The sequence below is a fragment of the Pseudomonas fluorescens genome, from assembly GCF_902497995.1.
GTDB lineage: Bacteria > Pseudomonadota > Gammaproteobacteria > Pseudomonadales > Pseudomonadaceae > Aquipseudomonas > Aquipseudomonas fluorescens_BK.
Genome location: NZ_CABVII010000026.1, coordinates 39,052 through 61,891, shown reverse-complemented (window position 1 = coordinate 61,891; position 22,840 = coordinate 39,052). Strand labels below are relative to the sequence as shown.

Annotated in this window: 19 protein-coding genes and 1 tRNA gene; 6 read left to right on the top strand and 14 right to left on the bottom strand. The window is 58.2% G+C overall.

The features are described 5' to 3' along the window. The first annotated feature begins 242 nt into the window (after positions 1 to 242). Positions 243 to 890: a peptidase M41 gene (locus F8N80_RS25345; protein ID WP_150784936.1), complete on the top strand. Its 648-nt coding sequence runs from the start codon at positions 243 to 245 to the stop codon at positions 888 to 890. Positions 891 to 970: 80 nt separating this feature from the next. Here the strand turns inward: F8N80_RS25345 and F8N80_RS25340 are convergent, their stop codons facing one another. Then, a complete protein-coding gene (locus tag F8N80_RS25340; protein ID WP_150747165.1) occupies positions 971 to 1,246 on the bottom strand; it encodes a DUF3077 domain-containing protein in 276 nt (91 codons plus the stop codon). A 496-nt stretch (positions 1,247 to 1,742) separates the two neighbouring features. Between F8N80_RS25340 and F8N80_RS25335 the strand changes: the two genes are divergently transcribed. Both F8N80_RS25335 and F8N80_RS31255 read left to right on the top strand, forming a co-directional pair. Continuing rightward, a complete protein-coding gene (locus F8N80_RS25335; RefSeq protein WP_150747166.1) occupies positions 1,743 to 2,057 on the top strand; it encodes an XRE family transcriptional regulator in 315 nt (104 codons plus the stop codon). A 270-nt stretch (positions 2,058 to 2,327) separates the two neighbouring features. After that, on the top strand, positions 2,328 to 2,999 hold the full coding sequence (locus F8N80_RS31255) for a serine/threonine protein phosphatase (protein ID WP_191632979.1): 672 nt from the start codon (positions 2,328 to 2,330) through the stop codon (positions 2,997 to 2,999). A 271-nt stretch (positions 3,000 to 3,270) separates the two neighbouring features. Here the strand turns inward: F8N80_RS31255 and F8N80_RS25320 are convergent. From F8N80_RS25320 to rpsU, 5 genes are all read right to left on the bottom strand, one after another. After that, positions 3,271 to 3,347 (bottom strand) — tRNA-Ile (locus F8N80_RS25320). 15 nt (positions 3,348 to 3,362) lie between these two features. Next, complete coding sequence (locus F8N80_RS25315) at positions 3,363 to 7,109, bottom strand: EAL domain-containing protein (RefSeq protein ID WP_150746015.1); 3,747 nt, start codon at positions 7,107 to 7,109, stop codon at positions 3,363 to 3,365. A 122-nt stretch (positions 7,110 to 7,231) separates the two neighbouring features. Further along, a complete protein-coding gene (gene rpoD / locus F8N80_RS25310; protein WP_150746014.1) occupies positions 7,232 to 9,079 on the bottom strand; it encodes an RNA polymerase sigma factor RpoD in 1,848 nt (615 codons plus the stop codon). Between the two features lie 67 nt (positions 9,080 to 9,146). Further along, positions 9,147 to 11,126: a DNA primase gene (dnaG, locus tag F8N80_RS25305; protein WP_150784935.1), complete on the bottom strand. Its 1,980-nt coding sequence runs from the start codon at positions 11,124 to 11,126 to the stop codon at positions 9,147 to 9,149. A 481-nt stretch (positions 11,127 to 11,607) separates the two neighbouring features. Then, a complete protein-coding gene (gene rpsU, locus F8N80_RS25300; RefSeq protein ID WP_002551877.1) occupies positions 11,608 to 11,823 on the bottom strand; it encodes a 30S ribosomal protein S21 in 216 nt (71 codons plus the stop codon). Positions 11,824 to 12,022: 199 nt separating this feature from the next. Here rpsU and tsaD point away from each other — a divergent pair, with 199 nt between their 5' ends. Continuing rightward, on the top strand, positions 12,023 to 13,048 hold the full coding sequence (tsaD, locus tag F8N80_RS25295) for a tRNA (adenosine(37)-N6)-threonylcarbamoyltransferase complex transferase subunit TsaD (RefSeq protein WP_150746012.1): 1,026 nt from the start codon (positions 12,023 to 12,025) through the stop codon (positions 13,046 to 13,048). A gap of 22 nt (positions 13,049 to 13,070) precedes the next feature. Here tsaD and plsY read toward each other — a convergent pair whose 3' ends face one another. Beyond that, complete coding sequence (gene plsY, locus F8N80_RS25290; RefSeq protein ID WP_150746011.1) at positions 13,071 to 13,640, bottom strand: glycerol-3-phosphate 1-O-acyltransferase PlsY; 570 nt, start codon at positions 13,638 to 13,640, stop codon at positions 13,071 to 13,073. Between the two features lie 74 nt (positions 13,641 to 13,714). On the opposite strand from plsY, the gene folB reads away from it, so the two are divergent. Next, entirely contained in the window at positions 13,715 to 14,071 is a 357-nt protein-coding gene (folB, locus tag F8N80_RS25285) for a dihydroneopterin aldolase (RefSeq protein WP_150746010.1), read from the top strand. After that, positions 14,062 to 14,580, top strand: coding sequence for a 2-amino-4-hydroxy-6-hydroxymethyldihydropteridine diphosphokinase (gene folK, locus F8N80_RS25280; RefSeq protein WP_150746009.1), 519 nt, complete (start codon positions 14,062 to 14,064; stop codon positions 14,578 to 14,580). The genes folB and folK overlap by 10 nt, the downstream gene beginning before the upstream one ends. Before the next feature lie 83 nt (positions 14,581 to 14,663). Here folK and F8N80_RS25275 read toward each other — a convergent pair whose 3' ends face one another. The 7 genes from F8N80_RS25275 to apaG all read right to left on the bottom strand — a co-directional run bounded on the left by F8N80_RS25275 (position 14,664) and on the right by apaG (position 22,835). Beyond that, entirely contained in the window at positions 14,664 to 15,893 is a 1,230-nt protein-coding gene (locus tag F8N80_RS25275) for a multifunctional CCA addition/repair protein (RefSeq protein WP_150784934.1), read from the bottom strand. Positions 15,894 to 15,956: 63 nt separating this feature from the next. Further along, positions 15,957 to 17,519: a SpoVR family protein gene (locus tag F8N80_RS25270; RefSeq protein ID WP_128873971.1), complete on the bottom strand. Its 1,563-nt coding sequence runs from the start codon at positions 17,517 to 17,519 to the stop codon at positions 15,957 to 15,959. Beyond that, the gene (locus F8N80_RS25265) at positions 17,516 to 18,787 is read right to left on the bottom strand and encodes a YeaH/YhbH family protein (protein ID WP_150746007.1); all 1,272 of its coding nucleotides are present in this window, start codon (positions 18,785 to 18,787) and stop codon (positions 17,516 to 17,518) included. Before F8N80_RS25265 ends, F8N80_RS25270 begins: the two co-directional genes overlap by 4 nt. A gap of 201 nt (positions 18,788 to 18,988) precedes the next feature. Continuing rightward, positions 18,989 to 20,911, bottom strand: a complete 1,923-nt coding sequence (locus F8N80_RS25260; RefSeq protein ID WP_045059965.1) for a PrkA family serine protein kinase — start codon at positions 20,909 to 20,911, stop codon at positions 18,989 to 18,991. Between the two features lie 296 nt (positions 20,912 to 21,207). Then, entirely contained in the window at positions 21,208 to 21,537 is a 330-nt protein-coding gene (gene glpE / locus F8N80_RS25255) for a thiosulfate sulfurtransferase GlpE (protein ID WP_150746006.1), read from the bottom strand. 33 nt (positions 21,538 to 21,570) lie between these two features. Then, positions 21,571 to 22,455 (bottom strand): symmetrical bis(5'-nucleosyl)-tetraphosphatase, encoded by an 885-nt coding sequence (locus F8N80_RS25250; protein ID WP_150746005.1) that lies wholly within the window; start codon positions 22,453 to 22,455, stop codon positions 21,571 to 21,573. Then, entirely contained in the window at positions 22,455 to 22,835 is a 381-nt protein-coding gene (gene apaG, locus F8N80_RS25245; RefSeq protein ID WP_150746004.1) for a Co2+/Mg2+ efflux protein ApaG, read from the bottom strand. The genes F8N80_RS25250 and apaG overlap by 1 nt, the downstream gene beginning before the upstream one ends. Between the last annotated feature and the right edge of the window lie 5 nt (positions 22,836 to 22,840).

The following is a 22,840-nucleotide window of genomic DNA, read 5'->3' as shown; positions in this document are numbered from 1 at the left end:
GCTTGTTGCATAAGCATCCATAGGCATGGCGGGTATATTACCGGCAAGATTAAGTAAAACAGCTGTGTTTTGCAACTGGGTGGAAGTATTGGCAAGTTACTTTCAGCGCTACGCGAACGCCTTGTGGGCAGATGCGCTTCCCTTGGTGACAACCAAGCTCTATGCCATCAACGGATCGTCAGGATGGACACCCACACTGACTCGTAGTCGAATGCGAAATCCAGGGATGCGAGGTGACGCAAATGACGAAAAAGATGCCTCCCGCTGTACGGGATCATGCATTGCAGATCGCACATCACGAAATGGCGCACTACGTCATGGCCCGTGCCTTGGGGTTTGCAACGGGCGGCGTGACCCTGACAGTGACCATGGACTTACGGCATCAAGGGGGCGCTTCCATCACCTTGGCGCGGTCAATTTCGTCGATAGACGCGATGAAGGAGTATTTGCAAGCCCGGATGATGGTCCTCTTGGCGGGCGCCATGGGGCAGACATTATCTTCAACACATTCGCCCAGGAAACTCGTTGATAAGCCGAAAGCGACCACCATCCTCAAAGGAGGCCTTGGGGCGGAACAGGATTACGCAAAAGTAAGGGAGTTGCAGCAACTGCTACGCAACATCGCCTACCCCGATACGGATCCCGCGTCGTCTGACCGCATAACGGCGGAGCTCAAGGAGATTACCGATCGCGTGTGGCTGCGGACTCAAGAAATCGTGGAGGCGTTGGCCGACACGATTACCGAATTGGCATTGGCGTTGGTGGACGGCATGGTCATGGTGGAGCAGTGGGGAAGGGCGGGGGATACGTATGAGGTTGTGTTGACGGGGGAAATGCTTGAACGGCTGCGGCCAGTGCAGGCTATTCCAGCGTTATGTGTAGTTTCTTGAGCTGAGGGCGGAGCCCCGATAAATCGGGGCGCACTCATGGGAGCGCCGCTACTCTTCAGACCCGCTGCAGTTCGGGCAGGTCATCGTTTCAGCACTTTCACGACATCATCGATCACCGCTTTGCTCATCGCCGTCAGATAGTGCGCGGCCCAGGCATGGCAGTCGGTGTCTTTCGTGTAGGCGGCATCCACGGTAAGTGCTTTGGCGAGGAACAGCAGGTCGGAAGCCTGGGCCAAGGCATCAGCAATGGGAACGCCACGACTGACATGGAACAGCGGCTGGTTCGAGCAGTAGATGAAGGGCGTAAAACCGATGGTTTTCAGCTCTGAGGGTTCGGACGGATTTGTTTTAGTCATTGTGTCACTCCTAATTTGAGGAGCTGCCTCGTTCGTTTCCAAGCGAATGGGTGGCAGCTGTGCGCAGGTTGGAAAACCGGGAAATTAGGAAACCGGCACGTCCGAAGACGTCCCGCGCACAGCCGCCATAACTCAAGCGCAAGCTACAAAAGCCTTTGCAATCGTGAAGGGGCGCTGTTGCGACTAATTTCGACGGGTTTCCAAGCCCGATCGCTGAATGGTCAGCGACATCCGGAGAGTATCCCGTCGAAGAAAAGCCCAACAAGGCATCAAAGTGCCCAAACGCAAGATTCGGAGTTTGCCTACAAGGTCTGCGGGCGTCATCCGATATTGCGACACCTTAAGTAAACAACATTTAAACGCAAAACATGTAAAAGGCCTTTATTTGAAGCTTCTTGACAACATTTCACACGCATCATTCCTTGGAGGGCATATTGCCTGGCGGATAAATTGTATGACGCACATTTGGAAACACTGCGCAAAGAGGGCCGCAATAATGGCTAAGAAATTTGCTGAACTTCAAGCTCGCATGACGCCGGAATCTCGCGCTAACGTAGAGCAGCTGTGCCGGCAGCACCTGAAAGAAATGCCCCTGCACGAATTGCGTAGGGCTCAGGAGTTGACCCAGGAGACCTTGGCTAAAACGCTGCACGTCAACCAGGCCGCGATCTCAAGATTGGAACGACGTACCGATATGTACATCAGCACGCTACGCAATTATATCCGCGGCATGGGCGGTGAGCTGGAGATCATTGCAACCTTTCCTAAGGGACAGGTAAAGATTGAGAACTTTGCAAAAACTGAGAAATAAAAATTATCTGCACATCCAATCGTCAGACACGAAAAAGCCGCGCATTGCGTGCTTTCTTGTTTGGTGGCCCACACGGACTTGAACGGTGGACCAAAGGATTATGAATCGACGACGGATGAACCGAGGCCAACCGTACCTGCATACCGGATATCCAGTGTCATAGAGGGCGTTGTGGATGAGCATCACCCAGCTGCCCTCGCTGCCGGCTTTGTGCTTGCTCCGCTTATCGCAGGAGCCTCATAAAGATGTTGACTGTGTTAGATAGTGCATGTGGCAGCTGTCCACGTTTTATGGAATGTGGACAGAGAGGCTAGAGGGCTTCATGAAGAGTCAAGGTATTTTGCTGCTGTTCAAAATGGCCAGCTTGCATGGGCAGGAAGAAAAGTTCCCGACAGCGGCCAACTTGCCCAAGGGTTTGTTAAAGGATTGATAGACACTTATCAATCGGGAGTCGGGCAGGGAGTCGGCGACGATACCCATGACTTGGCTACACAGTTGATTCGGTCAGTGCTCGCTGATATGCATGCCCCTCTGTTTGCCGAGTGGTCTGGGTCAACAAGTTACTTGGTAGCCGTGGTTGTCAATGACCTGCTGACGATCGCATACGAAGGCGACTGCGGCTGCGGTGTGGTCAATGCCGAGGGTCGGATCGACTGGATCACGTCACCTCATTGCCTTGCCAACTGGAAGCGCGACCGATCACACCGCGAGCTGGCATGCGATCCAGCGCGCCACCGGATTACTCGAAGCTATAAGGCCGGCAGGGCGCCTGAGCCCGAGATCGTGGTTCGAAGTGCGGTGGCAGGCGAGCGGTTTGTATTCGCTACAGACGGCTTCTGGGGTGAAATGAGCGAGGTTCGCCAGGCTGAAGCCTTAAAGTCGCCTGAGATCACAATCACCGACTTGGAAGATGACGTTACTTGGATCGACGTTCGCTTGTAGGTCCCACAGGTTCTTGCCACTGAAAATGCCAAGGTCGGGTTTAGCGTCGGCTGGATGCTGGCGCAACTGCCTCGGCTGTGCAGCGTAAGCGCCTTCCCAACAGGTTTGTCTGCGGCATAGGTATAGCGCCAGCATCCACCTAGCGACAGCCCAGCACGGCGGAATCTGCGCCCCGACAGGTGGCAGGCTCGCCTTACAGACTTTATACAGGTACGAAAACCCCAGAAACAAAAAAGGCCTACGTCTGAATGACGTAAGCCTTTGATTTGTTTGGTGGGCCCACACGGACTTGAACCGTGGACCAAAGGATTATGAGTCCTCTGCTCTAACCAACTGAGCTATAGGCCCTCAGTAGGCCGCGGATTATAGCGATGGTTTCTCGGCTGTGCTATCCGAAAAATCCAATAAAGCTGTACGAAGAAACGTCGCGGCGAATTCGGCCGGGGGCAAGGGCAGGCTGACGATGTAGCCCTGGATCTGTTCACAGCCCTGCGCAGCGAGGAATTGCTGCTGCGCGAGGGTCTCGACGCCCTCGGCAATCACGGTAAATTGCATGCTGCGGCCCAAGGCGATGATGGCGCGAACGATGGCCGCATCGTGGGGATCGTCCGGCAGGCCGCGAACGAAGGACTGGTCGATCTTGAGGATGTCCAGCGGCAGGCGCTTGAGGTAGCTCAGGGACGAATAGCCGGTACCGAAGTCGTCGATCGCCAGTTGCACGCCCAGGTGTTTGAGTTGATGCAGCACGGCCAGTGCTTCTTCAGCCTGGCTCATGATGAAGTTTTCGGTGATTTCCAGTTGCAGGAGATCGGGTCTGAGGCCGTTCTCCTTGAGCAATTGTTCGATGCGGCCGAGCAGGTTTGGCTGACGCAGTTGCGCACCGGCGAGGTTGACCGACAGTGGGCCGAGGCATTCGTAGACCTGGTTCCATTCGTACATCTGCCGGCAGGCGGTCTCGAGTACCCAGTCGCCGATCTGCAGGATCATGCCGTTTTCTTCGGCCAGGGGGATGAAGTGTTCCGGCGGCACATCGCCAAAGGTCGGATGACGCCAACGAATGAGCGCTTCGGCGCCGACCAGGCGATGGTCGTCGAGGCTGATCTTTGGCTGATAGTGCAGGAACAGCTCATTGCGCTCGATGGCACGCCGCAGTTCATGCTCCAGTGCAACGCGCTCGCTGGCTTGGGCAGTGAGGTCGCGGGTATAGCTTTCGACCCGATTGCGCCCCTTGGCCTTGGAGCGATACATCGCCGCGTCGGCGTTCTTGACCAGTGTGGCGACGTCACAGCCGTCTTTGGGATAGAGGCTGGTGCCGATGCTGGCACTGATGAAAAACTCGTGCTGGCCGGCCTGGAACGGTGCGCCGAAGCAATTGAGCAGCTTGGTCGCGATGTTGTCGGCGTCACTGGATTGCTGCAGGCCGGGGAGCAGGATGATGAATTCGTCGCCGCCCAGGCGCGCCACGGTATCGATATCGCGCAGCTGTTCCTTGAGGCGCACGGCGATGCCTTTGAGCAACAGGTCGCCGACCGGGTGACCCAGGCTGTCGTTGATGTGTTTGAAGCGGTCCAGGTCGAGGAACAGCACGGCGCCCTGTCCGCCGTTTTCCTGTTGGTTGTTGAGCGCGGTCAGCAGCCGGCTCTCGAACAGGGTGCGGTTCGGCAGGCCGGTCAGCGGGTCGTGGTGCGCCTGGTAGTCGAGCTTGGCCTGGGCGTGCTTGAGGCTGGAGATGTCTGCGAACACGGCGACAAAGTGGGTGATGAACTTGTCCCGGTTGCGCACCGCGCTGATGGTCAGCCAGCTCGGATAGAGCTCGCCGTTCTTGCGTCGGTTGGAAATCTCGCCCTGCCAATGCCCTTCGGCGGTCAGTTGATGCCACATGGCCGCATAAAACGCGCTGTCGTGCAGGCCCGAGGCCAGCAGGCGAGGGGTGTGGCCCAATGCTTCGCTCTCGCTGTAGCCGGTGATTTCGGTAAACGCGCGGTTGACCGCACTGATGTGTTGTTGAGTGTCAGTGATCAATACCCCTTCGGCGGTGCTTTCGAACACGGTGGCGGCCTGTTGCAGTTTTTCCTGCATCAGGTGCCGCTCGGTGATGTCCCGGGCGATGGTCAGCATGCAATCTTCGTCGCCGATCGGCAGCGGACGGCTGGACACCTCGCATAGGCGGATCTGCCCGTCGCTGCGGCGGATGTGGCAGCTGAAATCGCGGACGAAACCGTCGCGGTGCAGCAGGTCGAGCATCTGTTTGCGTTCGTTGAGGTTGACCCAGATCCCCAGTTCGAGCACCGAGCGATCCACGGACATCGCACTGTTGAACCCGGTGATGCGGCTGAACCCTTCGTTGACCTCCAGCAGCAAGCCGTCGCTTTGCCGGGACAGCAGCAAACCGTCCGGAGAGGCATGGAACGCCTTGGCGAATTTCTCTTCGGAGGTTTGCAGCTGTTGTTGGGTTTCCTTGAGCTGACTGATATCGCGCACGACGACCACCAGCGCAGGGGTGGTGTCGAGGTCGAACTGTTCGGCGGAAATCAGGCCGGTAAACACCTGACCATTGTTGCGACGAAAGGGCATCTCCAGGTTACGAATGCTGCCGGCCTGCAACCGCTGCAACAATCCCGGCCCGACGCCGGGGATGCCCCAGATGTTCAGGTCTCTGGCGGTCTGGCCGATGACGTCTTCAGCCTTGAGGCCGATCTGTTCTTCGAATGCTTTGTTGACCTCCAGCAAACAACCGTCAGAGAGCCGCGCGATGACCAGAATGTCCGGACATTGCTGGAATACCGAGGCGAACTTCTGTTCCGACAGGCGCAACGCTTCTTCGGTACGCTTGGCATCGCTGATGTCGATCATCAGCCCACGCATCACCGGTTCATGGCCGTGCTCGATCAGGCTGACGATGTCGCGCACCCACAGGCAACGGCCGTCGGCGGTGATGACCCGGTAATCGAGGCTGTGATCGCGCCTGGCCAGGACTTCTTGATCGCAGAAGGTCTGGGCGCGGGTCAGGTCAGCGGGGTGAATGATGTTGCGCCAGAAGCCCGGTATCAGCCAGTGAGACAGGGGATAGCCGAGCAGATCCTCGGCGTGGGGCGATACGTAGCTGTAGGTGAAATCGGTGATCCTTGCTTCCCAGGCGATGGCCGAAAGACTCTCTACCAGTCCGCGGTAGTGGTATTCGCTGCTGCGCAGTTCCTGTTCCAGATCGACCCGGCGGGCGATTTCCGAACTCAGCCGGCGGTTGATCCGGATCACCGTCGCCAGCACACCGATCAACAGCAGTAATCCGGGTAGGCCGTAAACCAGCAAATCGGCCCAGAACGCTCGATGATCGAGGACGTTGCCGACCCAATGCTCCTGGATAGCGCTGATTTCCTCCGGGGTCATATCGGCCAGGACCTTGTCCAGGATGCCCACCAGCACTTTGTTGTCCTTGGGCACGCCCATGGCCAGTTGATAGCGATAGGGTGTCTCGCCGCTGACATAAAGCCCGTCGAGCTTGAGCTGGCGCAGGCTCCAGATACTGGAGGCGAGATCTCCGACCACGGCGTCCACCTCATCGGTGGCCAGTGCCTGCAAGGCTGAGCTGACATTCGGCATTGCCACCAGGTTCAGATCAGGATGGTGCGTACGCAGCAGCTCATGGGGGGCGTAATTTTCCACCACGGCGATTTTCAGACCGTACAGGTCTACCAGTTTGCGCGGCTGGGGACCTCCGACATGGGCAAGAATGACAATCGGAAAGTCCAGGTAGGGACGGGTGAACGACAGGTAACTCTGGCGCTCCGGGGTCGACATGATGCCTGGCAGCAGGTCCAGCTTCGCTTGTTTGGCCTGTTCCAGCACAACCGTCCAGCTGACCGGCTCGATGGGCGTGAGCTTGATGGCCAGGCGTTTGCGAATCATGTTGATGTAGTCCGCTGCAAGACCCTGATAGCGGCCTTGGTCGTCGCGAAACTCGAAGGGCGGCCAGGACGCGTCAACGCCCAGGCGCAAGTCCGGGTGCGCCGCCAGCCAGCTACGTTCTTCGTCTGTCAGAGTCAGCGCGCCAGCCGTTGCGGTCCAGGTTATCAGCGACAGCAAAAAAAACACGGTCGGCAGTCTGGGCATAACGGTCTCGTTGCGGCACGGGGGAATGTTTCGAGTGTAGACGGGCAATCAGGCGGGAGTGACGCGTGGGAAATTTTATCTGCAAAAAGCAAAACCCCCGGCCTGGGCCGGGGGTTTTGTGATCACTCGTCGAGGAAGGAGCGCAGATGCTCGCTTCTCGTCGGGTGGCGCAGCTTGCGCAGCGCCTTGGCTTCGATCTGACGAATCCGCTCACGGGTCACGTCGAACTGCTTACCAACCTCCTCGAGGGTGTGGTCGGTATTCATGTCGATACCGAAGCGCATGCGCAGTACCTTGGCTTCACGGGCAGTGAGGCCGGACAGCACTTCGCGAGTCGCTTCTTTAAGGCTCTCAACGGTCGCAACATCGATGGGCGACTGCATGGTCGAGTCTTCGATGAAGTCGCCCAGATGGGAGTCTTCGTCATCACCGATCGGGGTTTCCATGGAGATCGGCTCTTTAGCGATCTTCAATACCTTGCGGATCTTGTCCTCAGGCATTTCCATGCGTTCGCCCAGCTCTTCCGGGGTCGGTTCGCGACCCATTTCCTGCAACATCTGCCGGGAAATGCGGTTGAGCTTGTTGATCGTCTCGATCATGTGCACCGGGATACGGATGGTGCGGGCCTGGTCGGCGATCGAGCGAGTGATCGCCTGACGGATCCACCAGGTGGCATAAGTCGAGAATTTGTAGCCGCGACGGTATTCGAACTTGTCTACCGCTTTCATCAGACCGATGTTGCCTTCCTGGATCAGATCGAGGAATTGCAGGCCACGGTTGGTGTACTTCTTGGCGATGGAGATCACCAGACGCAAGTTCGCTTCAACCATCTCTTTCTTCGCGCGGCGGGCCTTGGCCTCACCGATCGACATGCGACGGTTGATGTCCTTGATCTCGGCGATCGTCAAACCGGTTTCGGTTTGCAGCGCGATCAGCTTTTGCTGGCAACGAATGATGTCCGGTTGCAGGCGACCAATGGCTTCGGCGTATTTGCCTTTGCCCTTGGCCAAGCCGTCGGACCAGCTTTCGTCGACTTCATTGCCCGGGAACTGGCGCAGGAAGTCGGCACGCGGCATGCGGGCATCACGCACGCAAAGTTGCATGATCGCGCGCTCTTGTTGACGCAGACGATCCAGGGCACTGCGAACACGCTCGACCAGGCCTTCGAATTGCTTCGGAACCAGTTTGATCGGCATGAACAGCTCAGCCAGGGCAATCAGCTCGGCGATTGCCAGCTTGTTGCCACGACCGTGCTTTTTCAGGGCCTTGCGGGTGATTTCCATCTGGTCGGCGACGGCGCCAAAGCGCTGTGCGGCGATGACCGGATCCGGACCGCTTTCGGCTTCTTCTTCGTCATCGCTCGCTTCGGCGTCATCGTCGTCGGTGTCGTCGTCCGTTTTCACGGCTTTCGGGTCGACAGGCGGTGGCACTTCGGCTGCAGGCGGCGCAATGCCGTCGTCCGGGTCGATATAACCGCTCAGGACGTCGGACAGGCGGCCACCTTCGGTGGTGACGCGAGTGTACTCGGAGAGAATATGGTCAACCGTGCCAGGGAAGTGCGCAATTGCGCCCATCACTTCGCGGATGCCCTCTTCAATACGTTTGGCGATTTCGATTTCGCCTTCACGCGTGAGGAGCTCTACCGTACCCATTTCACGCATGTACATGCGCACCGGGTCGGTGGTGCGACCAATGTCGGTCTCGACCGCAGCCAACGCTGCTGCTGCCTCTTCGGCCGCGGCTTCGTCGGTATCGGCGTCGGCCAGCATAAGGGAATCCTTATCTGGCGCAACCTCGAATACGTTGATCCCCATGTCATTGATCATGCGGATGATGTCTTCCACCTGTTCCGGATCTGAAATATCCTCCGGCAGGTGGTCGTTGACCTCCGCGTAAGTCAGGTAACCCTGCTCACGACCAAGTGTGATCAACTCTTTGATACGAGACTGCTGTTGCGCTTTTCCGGACATAACACCCTATCCACTGAAGGTCTTGGCGGGCAAAAAACAAGCCGAGGATTATACCTGAGCTATGACCTCACGCGCCAGTTGAGGTCGGGTTTGGTGTCGCCATATTGCGTTTTAATAGGTCGCGCATCTGATTTGCTATCTGATTTGCTTCCTCTGGGGTCAATCCTGGCTGCCTTGCTTTTCTGATGAGTGCTTCCAGGCTATCCGTGTGTTGACCTGCCGATAGCCTAGTAATGGTGTCTAAAAACTGTTGTTCAAGGTTTCCGCCCTCAATCAGCCATTCCTTTTCAGCCAATGCCTTGAGTAGACGTCCCTGCTCAGTCCCGTGCCATCGGGCCATCAACTGGATTGAGTTTAGCTTAGGATTTTTTTGCACGGCTTCGATCAGGGCCACCAACAGTTGCGCGTAGGTGTTGCTCTCATTGGCGAAGTGATCGGCGGTTTCTACCTTGCCAGCCAGTTCCGGGTGATGGATGAGCGTGCGAAGAGCGATCAGTGTCGGCGCTTCCACGCCAATGGGCGTGCGCGGCGCGCTATGTTGATCGCGATCACCGCCGCGCTTGCCATTCTTGTCCCACGGTTTCTTGTCCCATTTCTTGCCGCCGGCGCCTGGTTTCTTCGGCGTCCACTCCTGCTGCGGCACGTACATCTCTTGTGGCTGCGGCTGATGGTAGTCGCTGTAGTCCGGCATGGCGTCGTAATCGATGCCTGGATCGTAGGCCGGTGGCGCATCCTGAGGAGCGCTATGCGCCAACTGGCTCACGGCTTCGCCACTAAGCCCGGTAATCTCGCTCAGGCGCTGGCGCATCAGGATGCGCAGGTTGGCACCCGGGACCTTGTCGATCAGCGGCGCGGCGAGGGTGGCCATGTGGGCCTTGCCTTCGAGTGAGCGCGGGTCTGATTCTTCTGTCAGTTGCTGGAAGAAATAATCCGCCAGCGGCTGTGCGTGCTGGTTGATCCGTGCGCGGAACGCATCGGTGCCTTCGGAGCGGACCAGCGTATCCGGATCTTCGCCCTCGGGCAGGAACAGGAAACGTGCCCGACGCCCGTCCTGCAGGCAGGGCAGGGTGGCTTCCAGCGCTCGCCATGCGGCGTTGCGGCCAGCCTGGTCGCCGTCGAAGCAGAACAGCACGTTGGGGACGACGCGAAACAGTCGTTTCAAGTGCTCTTCGCTGGTGGCGGTGCCCAGGGTGGCTACGGCATTGCGCAAACCTTGCTGGGCCAGGGCGATGACGTCCATGTAGCCTTCGACGACAATGATTTCGTCGAGGTTGCGGTTGTTCTTGCGCGCTTCATAAAGGCCATAGAGTTCCTGGCCCTTGTGAAATACCGGAGTTTCCGGTGAATTCAGGTATTTCGGTTTGTCGTCGCCCAGAACCCGGCCGCCGAAAGCGATAATACGCCCGCGGCTGTCGCGGATCGGGAACATTACTCGATCGCGAAAACGATCATAGCGTTTGCCGGTTTCGGCGTTCTCGATCAACAGCCCGGCATCGACCATGGCTTTCTGTTGCAGGGTATCGCTGCTCAAGTGCTTGAACAGATTGTCCCAGCCAGGTGGGGCGAATCCGAGGCCGAAATCCCGGGCGATTTCGCCGGTCAGCCCGCGACCTTTCAAGTAGTCCACAGCGGCTTTGCGCGATGGATGGCTTTTGAGGGCCTGGCGGTAGAAGTCGGCGGTAGCCGTGAGCAGCGGGTATAGCGGCGAGTCGGTCGGCTGCCGCGGTTTGTGCGGGCGGCCGCTTTCTTCGCGGGGAATTTCCATGCCGGCGGCCTTGGCCAGTTCTTCGACAGCCTGGATGAAATCCAGGTTGTCGTGGTCCATCATGAAGCCGAGGGCATTGCCGCCAGCGCCGCAGCCGAAGCAGTAATAGAACTGTTTGTCGGGGCTGACGCTGAAGGACGGGGTTTTTTCTTTGTGAAAAGGGCAGCAGGCGGTGTAGTTCTTGCCGGCCTTTTTCATTTGCAGGCGCGAGCTGACCACATCGACGATGTCGGTGCGGTTCAGAAGGTCGTCAATGAAGCTCTGGGGAATTAGCCCGGCCATGGCGTTCTCGTCATCTGCGCTGAAATTTGGACCCATAACGAAGGGCGGCCGAGCGCGGGTCGTTGTTTGAGGCGCGCAAAATGTGCGGCTCGACCGGTGTCGTCTGCGTTATCGCTATCGGGAAGTGTATCTGCCGAAAATCCACTGACGTTAGTGCCAATCAGTATTCGACTATTTGAAAGTGTTGCGCTGAATCCGCTGCGACCACAATGATGGTCTCGGATCGCTCATAAGCGGGCACGCAAGGAGGTGCCTTGGGCTGATCGTCGTGAGAGGAATCAGTGGGTGTGCTCGTCAGTAGCCTTGGAAGGCTCGTCAGAAAAGACGTGCACCGCTGGCAAGAGCCAGGTCTGACGTGTGAAGCAGGTTTGTCTCGGTCGCGTCTGCGGCTTTGACGGTGAAGCATCAAGCGTATTCCGCAAATGCCATTAGCCCGGCTGAGGGCCGGGCTTGGCAGAAGCTTGCTATGAACGTCTGTGTATTAGTACAGACGAACGGCGCGGCGCTGTTCGCGCTGAACTTTCTTGGCGTGACGCTTGACAGCGGCTGCTGCTTTGCGCTTACGCTCAGAAGTCGGCTTCTCGTAGAATTCGCGGCTACGAACTTCAGCCAGTACACCGGCTTTTTCGCAGGAGCGCTTGAAACGACGCAGAGCTACGTCGAAGGGTTCGTTCTCTTTTACTTTGACGGCTGGCATCCAGAGCTACCTTCATTCATTACCGGGGTCAACATCCTCGTGGCAAAAGAGCACTTGAAGACGTCGGTTTTTAAGGGTTGCGGATGTTAACCCCTCATCGCTCGGAATGCAAAGCCTCTGATCGAAAACCGCTAGTCGGGACATCACGTGGCGACTATTATGCGCGCCTTCGAATTCAGCCTAAACAAGGCGCAAACCCATGCTAGTACTGGGATTAGAAACCTCCTGCGACGAAACCGGTGTCGCACTTTACGACAGTGAACGTGGCCTGCTGGCCGACGCGCTGTTCAGCCAGATCGACCTGCACCGTGCCTATGGCGGAGTGGTGCCGGAGCTGGCTTCGCGTGACCACGTCAAACGTATGCTGCCCTTGATTCGTCAGGTGTTGGCTGAAGCCGACTGCGTGCCGACCGAGATCGATGCGATCGCCTATACCGCGGGTCCCGGCTTGGTGGGGGCGCTGTTGGTGGGCGCTTCCTGTGCTCAGGCGCTGGCCTTTGCCTGGGGCATTCCAGCTCTCGGGGTGCACCACATGGAAGGCCATTTGCTGGCGCCCATGCTGGAGAAGCAACCACCGCAATTTCCGTTCGTCGCTTTGTTGGTGTCGGGTGGTCATACGCAGCTCGTTCAGGTCGATGGTATCGGTCAATACACGCTCTTGGGCGAGACCCTTGACGACGCTGCCGGTGAGGCGTTCGACAAGACCGCGAAGATGATGGGTCTCAATTATCCGGGCGGCCCGGAAATCGCGCGTCTGGCGGAGCAAGGGGTTGCAGGGCGATTCACTTTTCCGCGTCCGATGTGTGACCGTCCCGGCCTGGCGTTCAGCTTCAGCGGCTTGAAAACCTTCGCCCTGAATACCTGGCAGCAATGCGTCAGCGCCGGGGACGACAGTGAGCAAGCCCGTTGCGACATCTCGCTGGCGTTCCAGCAGGCCGTGGTGGAGACTTTGACCATCAAGTGCAAGCGTGCCCTGAAGCAGGCGGGTATGAAGCGTCTGGTGATCGCTGGGGGCGTCAGCGCCAACAAGGCATTGCGCTCTTCCCTGGAGAAAATGCTCGGGGACATGCGCGGCGATGTGTTTTATGCCCGTCCGGAGTTCTGTACGGATAATGGCGCGATGATTGCGTTCGCCGGTTGCCAGCGCTTGCAAGCTGGCCAGCATGAAAGCCTGGCGATCAGCGTTCAGGCGCGCTGGCCGATGGAGCAATTGTCGGCGCTGTGATGAGCGGTGTTCGCGTGCGGTATTAAAAATGCCGTTCGCGCCCGGCAAACAGGTCGCGTAGATTGCCGCGATGACGCCAGACGATCAGCCCTGTGAGCGCGCTCATGGGCAGCAGTGCTGCCGGCTCTTGCCAGGCCAGCAATGGCAGGGTCAGCGGCGTGGCGATCAATGCGGCGAGCGAGCTGGTGCGGGTCAGGTAGAACGTCAGCAGCCAGGCGCAGACCGCCAGCAGTGCCGCAGGCGGATAGAGACCCAGTAACATTCCGGCAGCGGTGGCGACACCCTTGCCGCCGCGAAAGCGGAAGTACAACGGGAACAGGTGGCCGATGACGGCGCAGATGCCGATCCAGGCCTGATCTTGCAGCGAAAGACCCGCAGCACCTGCGATCAACACTGGCAGCAGACCCTTGCAGAGGTCGCCGAGCAAGGTCAGGGTGGCGAGCTTTTTGCCGGCCAGGCGCAGCATGTTGGTGGCGCCGGCATTGCCCGAGCCACTCATTCGCGGATCGGGGTGACCGGTCAGGCGGCTGAGCAAAATGGCAAAGGACAGAGAGCCGAGCAGGTAGGCGAGGGTCGCCAGTAACCAAAACATGCTAACTATTCCGGGCGAGGACGCCCTGATTCTAACGGCGCATCGCGCCCTTGTCGTGTAGCGGAGAAAAGTGCTTGGACAGAGTGTTTATCGAGGGCCTGGAAGTCGACACCGTGATTGGTGCCTACGACTGGGAGCGAGGCATCCGACAGTGCTTGCGTCTTGATCTGAGTTTCGCCTGGGATAACCGCCCGGCCGCTGCCGGTGACGACCTGACCCTGGCGCTCGATTACGCGAGCGTTTCATCGCGCATCCAGGCGTTTGCCGAGCAGGCGCAGTACCAGCTGGTCGAGACGTTTGCCGAGCGCCTGGTTGAGGTCCTGATGGGTGAGTTCAACATCACCTGGATGCGCCTCAAGCTGACCAAGCCAGGTGCAATCCCGGCTGCCACGGGTGGTGTGGGCGTGGAGATCGAGCGCGGATGTCGCTGACTCAGGTGTATCTCGGGCTCGGCAGCAATATCGAGCGCGAGTCCCATTTGCAGGCTGGGCTGGAAGCCTTGGCAGGTTTCCTGGTGGATATACGCTGCTCGGCGGTATTCGAAAGCCAGCCAGTGGGGATCAAAAGCGGGCCGTTTTTCAATTTCGTGATCTCGGCTTACACCGATCTACCGCTGGTGGAGCTGGACCGTCGATTGAAATTCATTGAGGCGGACAACGGGCGTTACGCGCCGGACCGCAAGGGTTTGCCGCTGGATATCGACGTGCTGCTGTTCGGCGATCTGGTGGGCAACTTCGATGGTTTGATTCTGCCGCGGGTGGAGATTCTGAAAAATGCCTTTGTGTTGTGGCCTTTGTCGCTGATTGCGCCCGATCGTGTGCATCCAGGTGTCGGCAAGAGCTTTGCGACGTTGTGGAGTGAAGCGCGGATTGATCAGGTGTTGGCGCCGGTGGCGTTTGAGTGGCGTGGGGAGCAGCTGACGCCTTCGAATTTGTTGTGAGGCGGATGACGCCTTCGCGGGCAAGCCCGCTCCCACAGGTACGGTGAACAACCTGTAGGAGCGAGGCTTGCCCGCGAAGCTTTTCAGGCGGACGCCGCCTCCTTGTAAGCCTTCAGTGCCTTGAGGCGTTCACGCTTGATTGCCTCGCCCAGCTCCGGTCCCTTGAAACCCTTCTCCAGCAAAGGCTGCACAGCAACGCTGCGTGCCGCGGTGGCCGCCCCGCGCAAATAATCCGCCTGTGGATAACTTCTCTGCTCCAGCCCCTTGCGGCCACGCGCGTCCATTTCGCACGCTGCGATAAATTCCTCGAACCGCTGCGGTCGACGGTAAATGTCGAAACTCTGCAGCAACTCCAGCAACGTCGATGCCTTCAACTCCAGGGCGCGATGGCCATGGGTATGATATTCGCCCACCAGCAACGCCAGTTCCTGGCAGTCCCTCGGCGCCTTGAAGCGTTCGTTGACCGCCTTGATCAGCTTCAGGCCCTTGTGCTCATGGGCGATGTGCCGAGGCCAGTCCTCCTCGGGCGTCAGTCCCTTGCCCAGATCATGCAGCAGGCAGGCCCAGCGCACGGTCAGCGGTTGTTTGTGCAGCGCTGCTTGCTCCAGCACGCTCAAGGTATGCACGCCAGTATCGATTTCAGGGTGATGGGCTTCTGGTTGCGGAACGCCGAACAGTGCGTCGATTTCCGGCATCAGCACCTTAAGCGCGCCGCACTCGCGCAGCACTTCAATGAATACCTGTGGCTGATCTTCCAGCAGTGCGCGAGAAATTTCCTTCCAGCTCCGCTCCGCGGTCAAGGCTTGCAGTTCGCCCGACTCACTGAGTTGGTGCATCAGTTCCAGTGTTTCGGGCGCAACGGTAAAACCCAATTCGGCGTAACGCGCCGCAAAACGTGCAACACGCAGAACTCTTAGGGGATCTTCGGCGAACGCGGGGGAAACGTGACGTAAGATACGCGCCTCAAGATCTTTTTGACCCTGGTAGGGATCGGTCAAATGCCGTTGATCGTCTTCAGCCATGGCATTGATCGTCAAATCGCGACGGATCAAGTCTTCTTCGAGGGTGACTTCGGGGCTGGCGTGAAAGGTGAAGCCGCCGTAACCGCGCCCGCTTTTTCGCTCGGTCCGGGCGAGGGCGTATTCCTCGCCGCTTTTGGGGTGAAGAAACACCGGGAAGTCCGCGCCCACCGGGCGAAAGCCCTTGGCGAGCATTTCTTCGGTCGTGGCGCCTACCACGACCCAATCGATATCGGTGACAGGTTTGCCCAGTAGGCGATCGCGAACGGCGCCACCGACTTTATAAATCTGCATAAAAAACCTCCGTTAGCTCGACAGAATAACCTTTGCGTCGAACTTGCGGAGGCAGAAACAGGATCAAAGATGGATGACTGCCAGATCCAGTCGGCCGTAATCTCCCTCGCTGTGCTCGCCTCTGGGCGGAACATGATGGGTTTTCATCACTTGGTCGCCTTGCAAGGTTTCCAGGTGAATGTCGAAGCCCCAGAGGCGATGCAGGTGCTTGAGTACTTCCTCTGTGGACTCACCCAGCGGTTTTCGGTCGTGTTGCTGATGGCGCAAGGTCAGGGAGCGGTCGCCTCGCCGGTCGATGCTGTAGATCTGCACGTTGGGTTCGCGATTGCCCAGGTTGTACTGGGCCGCCAGGGTTTCCCGGATGATGCGGTAACCCCCTTCGTCGTGAATCGCCGGGACCAGCAGGTCTTCTTTCTGATCGTCATCGAGAATGCTGAACAACTTCAGGTCGCGGATCACCTTGGGTGACAGGTACTGCAGGATGAAACTCTCATCCTTGAAGCTGCTCATGGCGAACTTGATGCTCGACAGCCAGTCAGTGCCGGCAATCTCAGGGAACCAGCGATAGTCCTCTTCGGTCGGGTTTTCACACATGCGCCGAATGTCGCGGTACATGGCAAAACCCAGGGTGTAGGGGTTGATGCCGTTGTAGTAGGGGCTGTCGAAACCGGGCTGGTAGACCACACTGGTGTGGGACGTCAGAAACTCCATCATGAAACCGTCGGTCACCAGGCCTTCGTCATACAGGTCGTTCATCAAGGTGTAATGCCAGAAGGTGGCCCACCCCTCGTTCATCACTTGAGTCTGGCGTTGCGGGTAAAAATACTGCGCGATCTTGCGCACGATCCGCACGATTTCCCGTTGCCATGGCTCGAGCAATGGTGCGTGTTTTTCGATGAAGTAGAGGATATTTTCCTGAGGTTCGGCGGGGAAGCGTGCATTGTCCTTGTCGCTGTACTTGTCCGCGCCTTTAGGAATGGTGCGCCACAGGTCATTGATCTGTTTCTGCAGATGTTCTTCCCGATCCTTTTGTCGGCGACGTTCTTCCTCGGCCGAAATCGGATAGGGGCGTTTGTAGCGGTCAACGCCGTAGTTCATCAGCGCATGGCAGGAATCGAGCAGGTCTTCTACCGCGTCGATGCCGTGGCGTTCTTCGCACTGCATGATGTACTGCTTGGCAAACACCAGGTAATCGATGATCGAGCTGGCGTCGGTCCAGGTGCGAAACAGGTAATTGCCCTTGAAGAAGCTGTTATGCCCATAGCAGGCATGAGCGACGACCAGTGCCTGCATGCAAATGGTGTTTTCTTCCATCAGATAGGCGATGCACGGGTCCGAGTTGATCACGATCTCGTAGGCCAGCCCCATCTGGCCGCGACTGTAGGATTTCTCGGTGCTGAGGAAGTGTTTGCCGTAGGACCAATGGTGATAGCCCAGCGGCATGCCGACGGAGGCGTAGGCGTCCATCATCTGCTCGGCGGTGATCACTTCGATCTGGTTGGGATACGTATCCAGGGCATAACGAGCCGCCAGGCGACTGATTTCCTTGTCATAGGCCTGGATCAGCTCGAACGTCCATTCCGAGCCGGTGGAAATGGGTTGGCGCTTCTGCTCTTTGGCGGTCATGTCACTAACCTGCGCTGGAAGAGTTCACGGAAGACCGGATAGATATCCCCGGCCGAGACCAGTTGTTGCTGGGCAAACGTGTCAGAGAAGGCTTCAGCGATGCGTTCGTATTCGAACCACAGGGCCTGGTGTTCGCGTGGGGTGATCTCAACGTAAGTGTAGTACTGCACGAACGGCATGATCTGGTTGATCAGGATATCGCGGCAGATCGGTGAGTCGTCGTTCCAGTTGTCGCCATCGGAGGCCTGTGCGGCGTAGATGTTCCACTCGTTGCTCGGATAGCGTTCGGCCATGATCTCCTGCATCAGTTTCAAGGCGCTGGAAACGATGGTGCCACCGGTTTCGCGGGAGTAGAAAAACTCCTCTTCATCCACTTCCCTGGCACTGGTGTGGTGGCGGATGAACACGACGTCAATCTTGTCGTAGTTACGCTTGAGGAACAGGTACAGCAGGATAAAGAATCGCTTGGCGATATCCTTGGTCGCCTGAGTCATTGAGCCGGACACGTCCATCAGGCAGAACATCACTGCCTTTGAGCTGGGGTTGGGTTGCTTGATGAGCAGGTTGTACTTGAGGTCGAAGGTGTCGAGGAACGGGATGCGATGAATGCGCGCACTGAGTTTTTCGATTTCTGCTTCTATTTCCTGAATATCGCCGAAGTTGTCCGGCTCATCCTGCTTGAGTCGCAGAAGCTCCTCTTTGGCTTCGCGCAGTTTTGCCCGGCTGCTGCCGGACAGGGCGATTCGCCGGGCATGGGCCGAGCGCAATGTGCGGATAATGTTGATCCGCGACGGATTGCCTTCGTTACTGATACCGGCACGAACCGTCTTGAAGGTATCGGTGCCGGTCAGGTTGCGTTTGACCAGGTTCGGCAGTTCGAGGTCCTCGAACATGAATTCGAGGAATTCCTCCTGGGTGATCTGGAAGACGAACTCGTCCATCCCTTCGCCCGAGTTACCGGCCTTGCCGGGGCCTCTGCCGCCGCCACCTCCCGGTGGGCGGGCAATATGCTCGCCGCTGGTGAATTCCTTGTTGCCCGGATGCACGACGGTCTGCTTGCCGCCGCGACCATGGTGAAGCACCGGCTCGTCGATATCGCGGCCGGGGATGCTGATTTGTTCGCCGTGTTCCATATCGGTAATGGAGCGCCGGCTGACCGCCTCTTCGACAGCCTTTTTGATGTGATCACGGTAACGCCGCAGAAACCGCTGGCGGTTCACCGTGCTCTTGTTCTTGCCATTGAGACGTCGGTCGATCACATAGCTCATGACTGCTCCTTAGAAGCTGTCCTGAAAGGGGCGAGCGGTTATGCAGCATCGACCGTGCCAAGGGATGTTCACGCTCCCCCAAGCGCTTTGGATGCTGCCTGAACCTCGCGACCGTCTTTCGAACACCTTCCAGAAGCCTGTGTAACAGAAAACGTGTACACAGACCTCTGGCTGACGACAACCGGTCTAACCGGCAGCGGGTTATTGTGATTTTCTGACCCGCAGGTACCACTCGGACAGCAGTCGTACCTGTTTGTCGGTGTAGCCCCGCTCGACCATCCGTGTGACGAAGTCGTTGTGCTTTTGCTGATCCTCTTTACTGGCCTTGGCATTGAAGCTGATGACTGGCAGGAGGTCCTCGGTATTGGAGAACATTTTCTTCTCGATGACCACCCGCAGTTTTTCGTAGCTGAGCCAGGTCGGATTCTTGCCATTGTTGTTGGCCCGGGCGCGCAACACGAAGTTGACGATTTCGTTGCGGAAATCCTTCGGATTGCTGATGCCGGCCGGTTTTTCGATTTTCTCCAGTTCTTCGTTCAGCGCGACGCGGTTGAGGATTTCGCCGGTTTCCGGGTCGCGGTATTCCTGGTCCTGGATCCAGAAGTCGGCGTACAGCACATAACGATCGAAGATGTTCTGGCCGTACTCGCTGTAAGACTCCAGATAGGCCGTCTGGATCTCCTTGCCGATGAATTCGATATAGCGCGGTGCCAGGTACTCCTTGAGGAAGCGCAGGTAGCGTTCGCGTGTTTCGGCCTGGAACTGTTCCTGTTCGATCTGTTGTTCCAGAACGTAGAGCAAATGCACCGGGTTGGCGGCAATTTCGTGCGGATCGAAGTTGAACACCTTCGACAGGATCTTGAAGGCGAAGCGGGTCGACAGGCCGTTCATGCCTTCGTCGACGCCGGCGTTGTCGCGGTATTCCTGAATCGACTTGGCCTTTGGATCGGTGTCCTTGAGGTTCTCGCCGTCGTACACCCGCATCTTGGAATAGATGTTGGAGTTTTCCGGCTCCTTGAGGCGCGAAAGCACGGTGAACTGGGCGAGCATCTTCAGGGTGTCGGGCGCGCAGTGAGCCTTGGCCAGCGAGCTGTTGAACAGGAGCTTGTCATAGATCTTCACTTCGTCGCTGACCCGCAGGCAGTACGGCACCTTGACGATGTAGATCCGGTCGATGAAGGCTTCGTTGTTCTTGTTGTTGCGGAAGGTGTGCCATTCCGATTCGTTGGAGTGGGCCAGCAGGATCCCGGTGAACGGAATCGCGCCGAGACCTTCGGTACTGTTGTAGTTGCCTTCCTGGGTGGCGGTCAGCAATGGGTGCAGCACCTTGATCGGTGCCTTGAACATTTCGACGAATTCCATCAGGCCCTGGTTGGCCCGGCACAGTGCGCCAGAGTAGCTGTAGGCGTCGGCGTCGTTCTGCGGGAATTCTTCCAGCTTGCGGATATCGACCTTGCCTACCAGCGCCGAGATGTCCTGGTTGTTCTCGTCGCCCGGTTCGGTTTTGGCCACGGCGATCTGGTTCAGGATCGACGGATAGAGTTTCACCACGCGGAACTGGCTGATGTCTCCGCCGAATTCGGCCAGGCGCTTGGTGGCCCATGGCGACATGATGGTGTTGAGGTAGCGCCGCGGAATGCCGAAGTCTTCCTCGAGGATCGCGCCATCTTCAGTGGCGTTGAACAGACCCAAGGGCGATTCGAATACCGGCGAGCCCTTGATCGCGTAGAAGGGCACTTTCTCGATCAGCTGTTTTAGCTTCTCGGCCAGGGACGATTTACCACCGCCGACGGGGCCGAGCAGGTAGAGGATCTGTTTCTTTTCTTCCAGGCCCTGGGCGGCATGGCGGAAATACGACACGATCTGGTCGATGCATTCTTCCATCCCGTGGAAGTCTTCAAAGGCCGGATAGCGGCGGATCACCTTGTTGGAAAAGATTCGCGACAGTCTCGAGTTGGTCGAGGTGTCGAGCAGCTCCGGTTCACCGATGGCCAGCAACAGACGCTCGGCTGCGGAAACGTAGGCGCTGCGGTCCTGTTTGCACAGCTCAAGATACTCTTGCAGCGAGAGTTCTTCCTGGCGTGTGGACTCGAAGCGTTGTTGGAAGTGGCTAAAGATACTCATGACGTCACCTCGCTCGATACGTGGAGCCGACGCCGGATCACTCAGTCGATGCTGGCAGCAACCGGATATGCAGTTGCTGTTTACCCCCCAGAACCCTTTCAAGGCTAGAGCCCCGAAAGCTACTCCCGATGATCCGCGCGCCGGTGTACCGGCTCTCCCCTGTTTTGGATGGCCTGCGCTTAAGGATAGTTGCTTATTCGGGAGGTAAAGGCGAGATACGTAATTAGTTGTGGCAGACCGTTCGTCTGCCACCGCGCTAACCCGCGGGGGCCGGGGGCTTGCGCATTACAAAAAAATTATTCGTGGGTGCCTTGCGCCGTTTCCGTAGGATAAGTCGTACGCCACAGCTCAAAACCGCCATCCATGCTGTAGACGTCGGAAAAGCCCTGGCTGATCAGGTAGGCCGCTGCGCCCTGGCTGGAGTTACCGTGGTAGCAGACCACCACCGTCGGCGCGTCCAGGTCGGCGCCCTGAATGAAAGCATGCAGCGAATGGTTGTCCAGATGCTTCGAGCCGCTGATGTGCAGGGCGGCAAAGGTCGCAGGGTCGCGAACGTCGACCACCACTGCGCCTTGTTCGCGCAGGGCCTGGGCCTGTTCCGGGGGGATACGTTTGAATTCGCTCATGGCGGGCTCCTGTGGCTCGGCTGAAAGCGCAGTCTAGCGCGGGGCGCTGGCTGGCGATGGTTCGGAAATTCGTGGAGCGACTGGCGGCACGGCGGCATGCCCTTGCGCGTCGCATTTACAAGACAGGCGTTCACCGCTGTCGACATTCATGAGCGTCAAGGCGCCGCCCCAGACACAGCCGGTGTCGAGGGCCGAGATCCCTGGCTCGTTGCATTTGCCTTCGAGTGCTGCCCAATGACCGAAGATGATCTTCAGGCCCTTGGTCTTGCGTTCCTTGTGCTGGAACCAGGGTTTGTACCCTGCCGGCGCAGTATCGAGACCTTCCTTGCTCTTGAGGTCAAGCTTGCCCTCGGCGGTGCAGAAGCGCATCCGGGTGAAATAGTTGGTGATCACTCGCAGGCGCGCTATGCCCTTGAGGTCGTTGTCCCATTTCGCCGGATCGTTGCCGTACATGCCATCGAGGTAGGCTGGAAACAGGTTGTCGTCGCGCAGGGCGGTCTCGACCTCGGCAGCGCACTTCAGGGCTTTGCGCAGTGACCATTGCGGCGGAACGCCGGCATGCACCAGCGCAACATTTCGCTGTTCGTCGTAATGCATGAGTTTTTGCTGGCGCAGCCAGTCCAGCAGCTCGGCGCAATCAGGTGCATCGATGATTTCACGCAGGGTGTCGGCTTTCTTCAGGCGCTCGATGTTCTGCCCGGCGGCCAGCAAGTGCAGGTCGTGGTTGCCGAGTACGCATACCAGCGATTCACGGATGCTATAGAGGAAACGCAGGGTATCCAGAGATTGCGGGCCGCGGTTGACCAGGTCGCCCACCAGCCACAGGCGATCCTTCGTTGGATCGAAGGCAACCTGTTCGAGCAGGCACTGCAGCGCCTCAAGGCAGCCTTGCAGGTCGCCGACGGCATACGTCGCCATCAGTGCAGGGCTCCGGGCACCGCCAGGCGGAATGGAGCGATGACAGCGTCGAAATGCTTACCGTCGTCGGCAATCATTTGATAAGTGCCCTGCATGGTGCCGACCTTGGTGGTCATGACCGTGCCACTGCTGTAGGTGTGGCTTTGGCCTGGCTCGATCAACGGTTGCTGGCCAACCACGCCTGCTCCGCGAACCTCCTCGACATGCCCGTCGCCATCGGTGATCACCCAGTGCCGCGACAGCAGCTTGGCCGGTAGCTCGCCATTGTTCTGCACGGTGATGGTGTAGGCGAAGGCAAAGCGGTCGTGCTCGGGTTGCGATTGTTCTGCCAGATAGCGAGTGACGACGCTGACGTCGACCTGATAACGAGGATCGGACATGCAAG

Bases quoted from the DNA above. Each gene is read 5' to 3' on its own strand.
- F8N80_RS25345 (WP_150784936.1), top strand. From the start codon at position 243: ATGACGAAAAAGATGCCTCCCGCTGTACGGGATCATGCATTGCAGATC.
- F8N80_RS25340 (WP_150747165.1), bottom strand. From the start codon at position 1,246: ATGACTAAAACAAATCCGTCCGAACCCTCAGAGCTGAAAACCATCGGT.
- F8N80_RS25335 (WP_150747166.1), top strand. From the start codon at position 1,743: ATGGCTAAGAAATTTGCTGAACTTCAAGCTCGCATGACGCCGGAATCT.
- F8N80_RS25315 (WP_150746015.1), bottom strand. From the start codon at position 7,109: ATGCCCAGACTGCCGACCGTGTTTTTTTTGCTGTCGCTGATAACCTGG.
- rpoD (WP_150746014.1), bottom strand. From the start codon at position 9,079: ATGTCCGGAAAAGCGCAACAGCAGTCTCGTATCAAAGAGTTGATCACA.
- dnaG (WP_150784935.1), bottom strand. From the start codon at position 11,126: ATGGCCGGGCTAATTCCCCAGAGCTTCATTGACGACCTTCTGAACCGC.
- rpsU (WP_002551877.1), bottom strand. From the start codon at position 11,823: ATGCCAGCCGTCAAAGTAAAAGAGAACGAACCCTTCGACGTAGCTCTG.
- tsaD (WP_150746012.1), top strand. From the start codon at position 12,023: ATGCTAGTACTGGGATTAGAAACCTCCTGCGACGAAACCGGTGTCGCA.
- plsY (WP_150746011.1), bottom strand. From the start codon at position 13,640: ATGTTTTGGTTACTGGCGACCCTCGCCTACCTGCTCGGCTCTCTGTCC.
- folK (WP_150746009.1), top strand. From the start codon at position 14,062: ATGTCGCTGACTCAGGTGTATCTCGGGCTCGGCAGCAATATCGAGCGC.
- F8N80_RS25275 (WP_150784934.1), bottom strand. From the start codon at position 15,893: ATGCAGATTTATAAAGTCGGTGGCGCCGTTCGCGATCGCCTACTGGGC.
- F8N80_RS25270 (WP_128873971.1), bottom strand. From the start codon at position 17,519: ATGACCGCCAAAGAGCAGAAGCGCCAACCCATTTCCACCGGCTCGGAA.
- F8N80_RS25265 (WP_150746007.1), bottom strand. From the start codon at position 18,787: ATGAGCTATGTGATCGACCGACGTCTCAATGGCAAGAACAAGAGCACG.
- F8N80_RS25260 (WP_045059965.1), bottom strand. From the start codon at position 20,911: ATGAGTATCTTTAGCCACTTCCAACAACGCTTCGAGTCCACACGCCAG.
- glpE (WP_150746006.1), bottom strand. From the start codon at position 21,537: ATGAGCGAATTCAAACGTATCCCCCCGGAACAGGCCCAGGCCCTGCGC.
- F8N80_RS25250 (WP_150746005.1), bottom strand. From the start codon at position 22,455: ATGGCGACGTATGCCGTCGGCGACCTGCAAGGCTGCCTTGAGGCGCTG.
- apaG (WP_150746004.1), bottom strand. From the start codon at position 22,835: ATGTCCGATCCTCGTTATCAGGTCGACGTCAGCGTCGTCACTCGCTAT.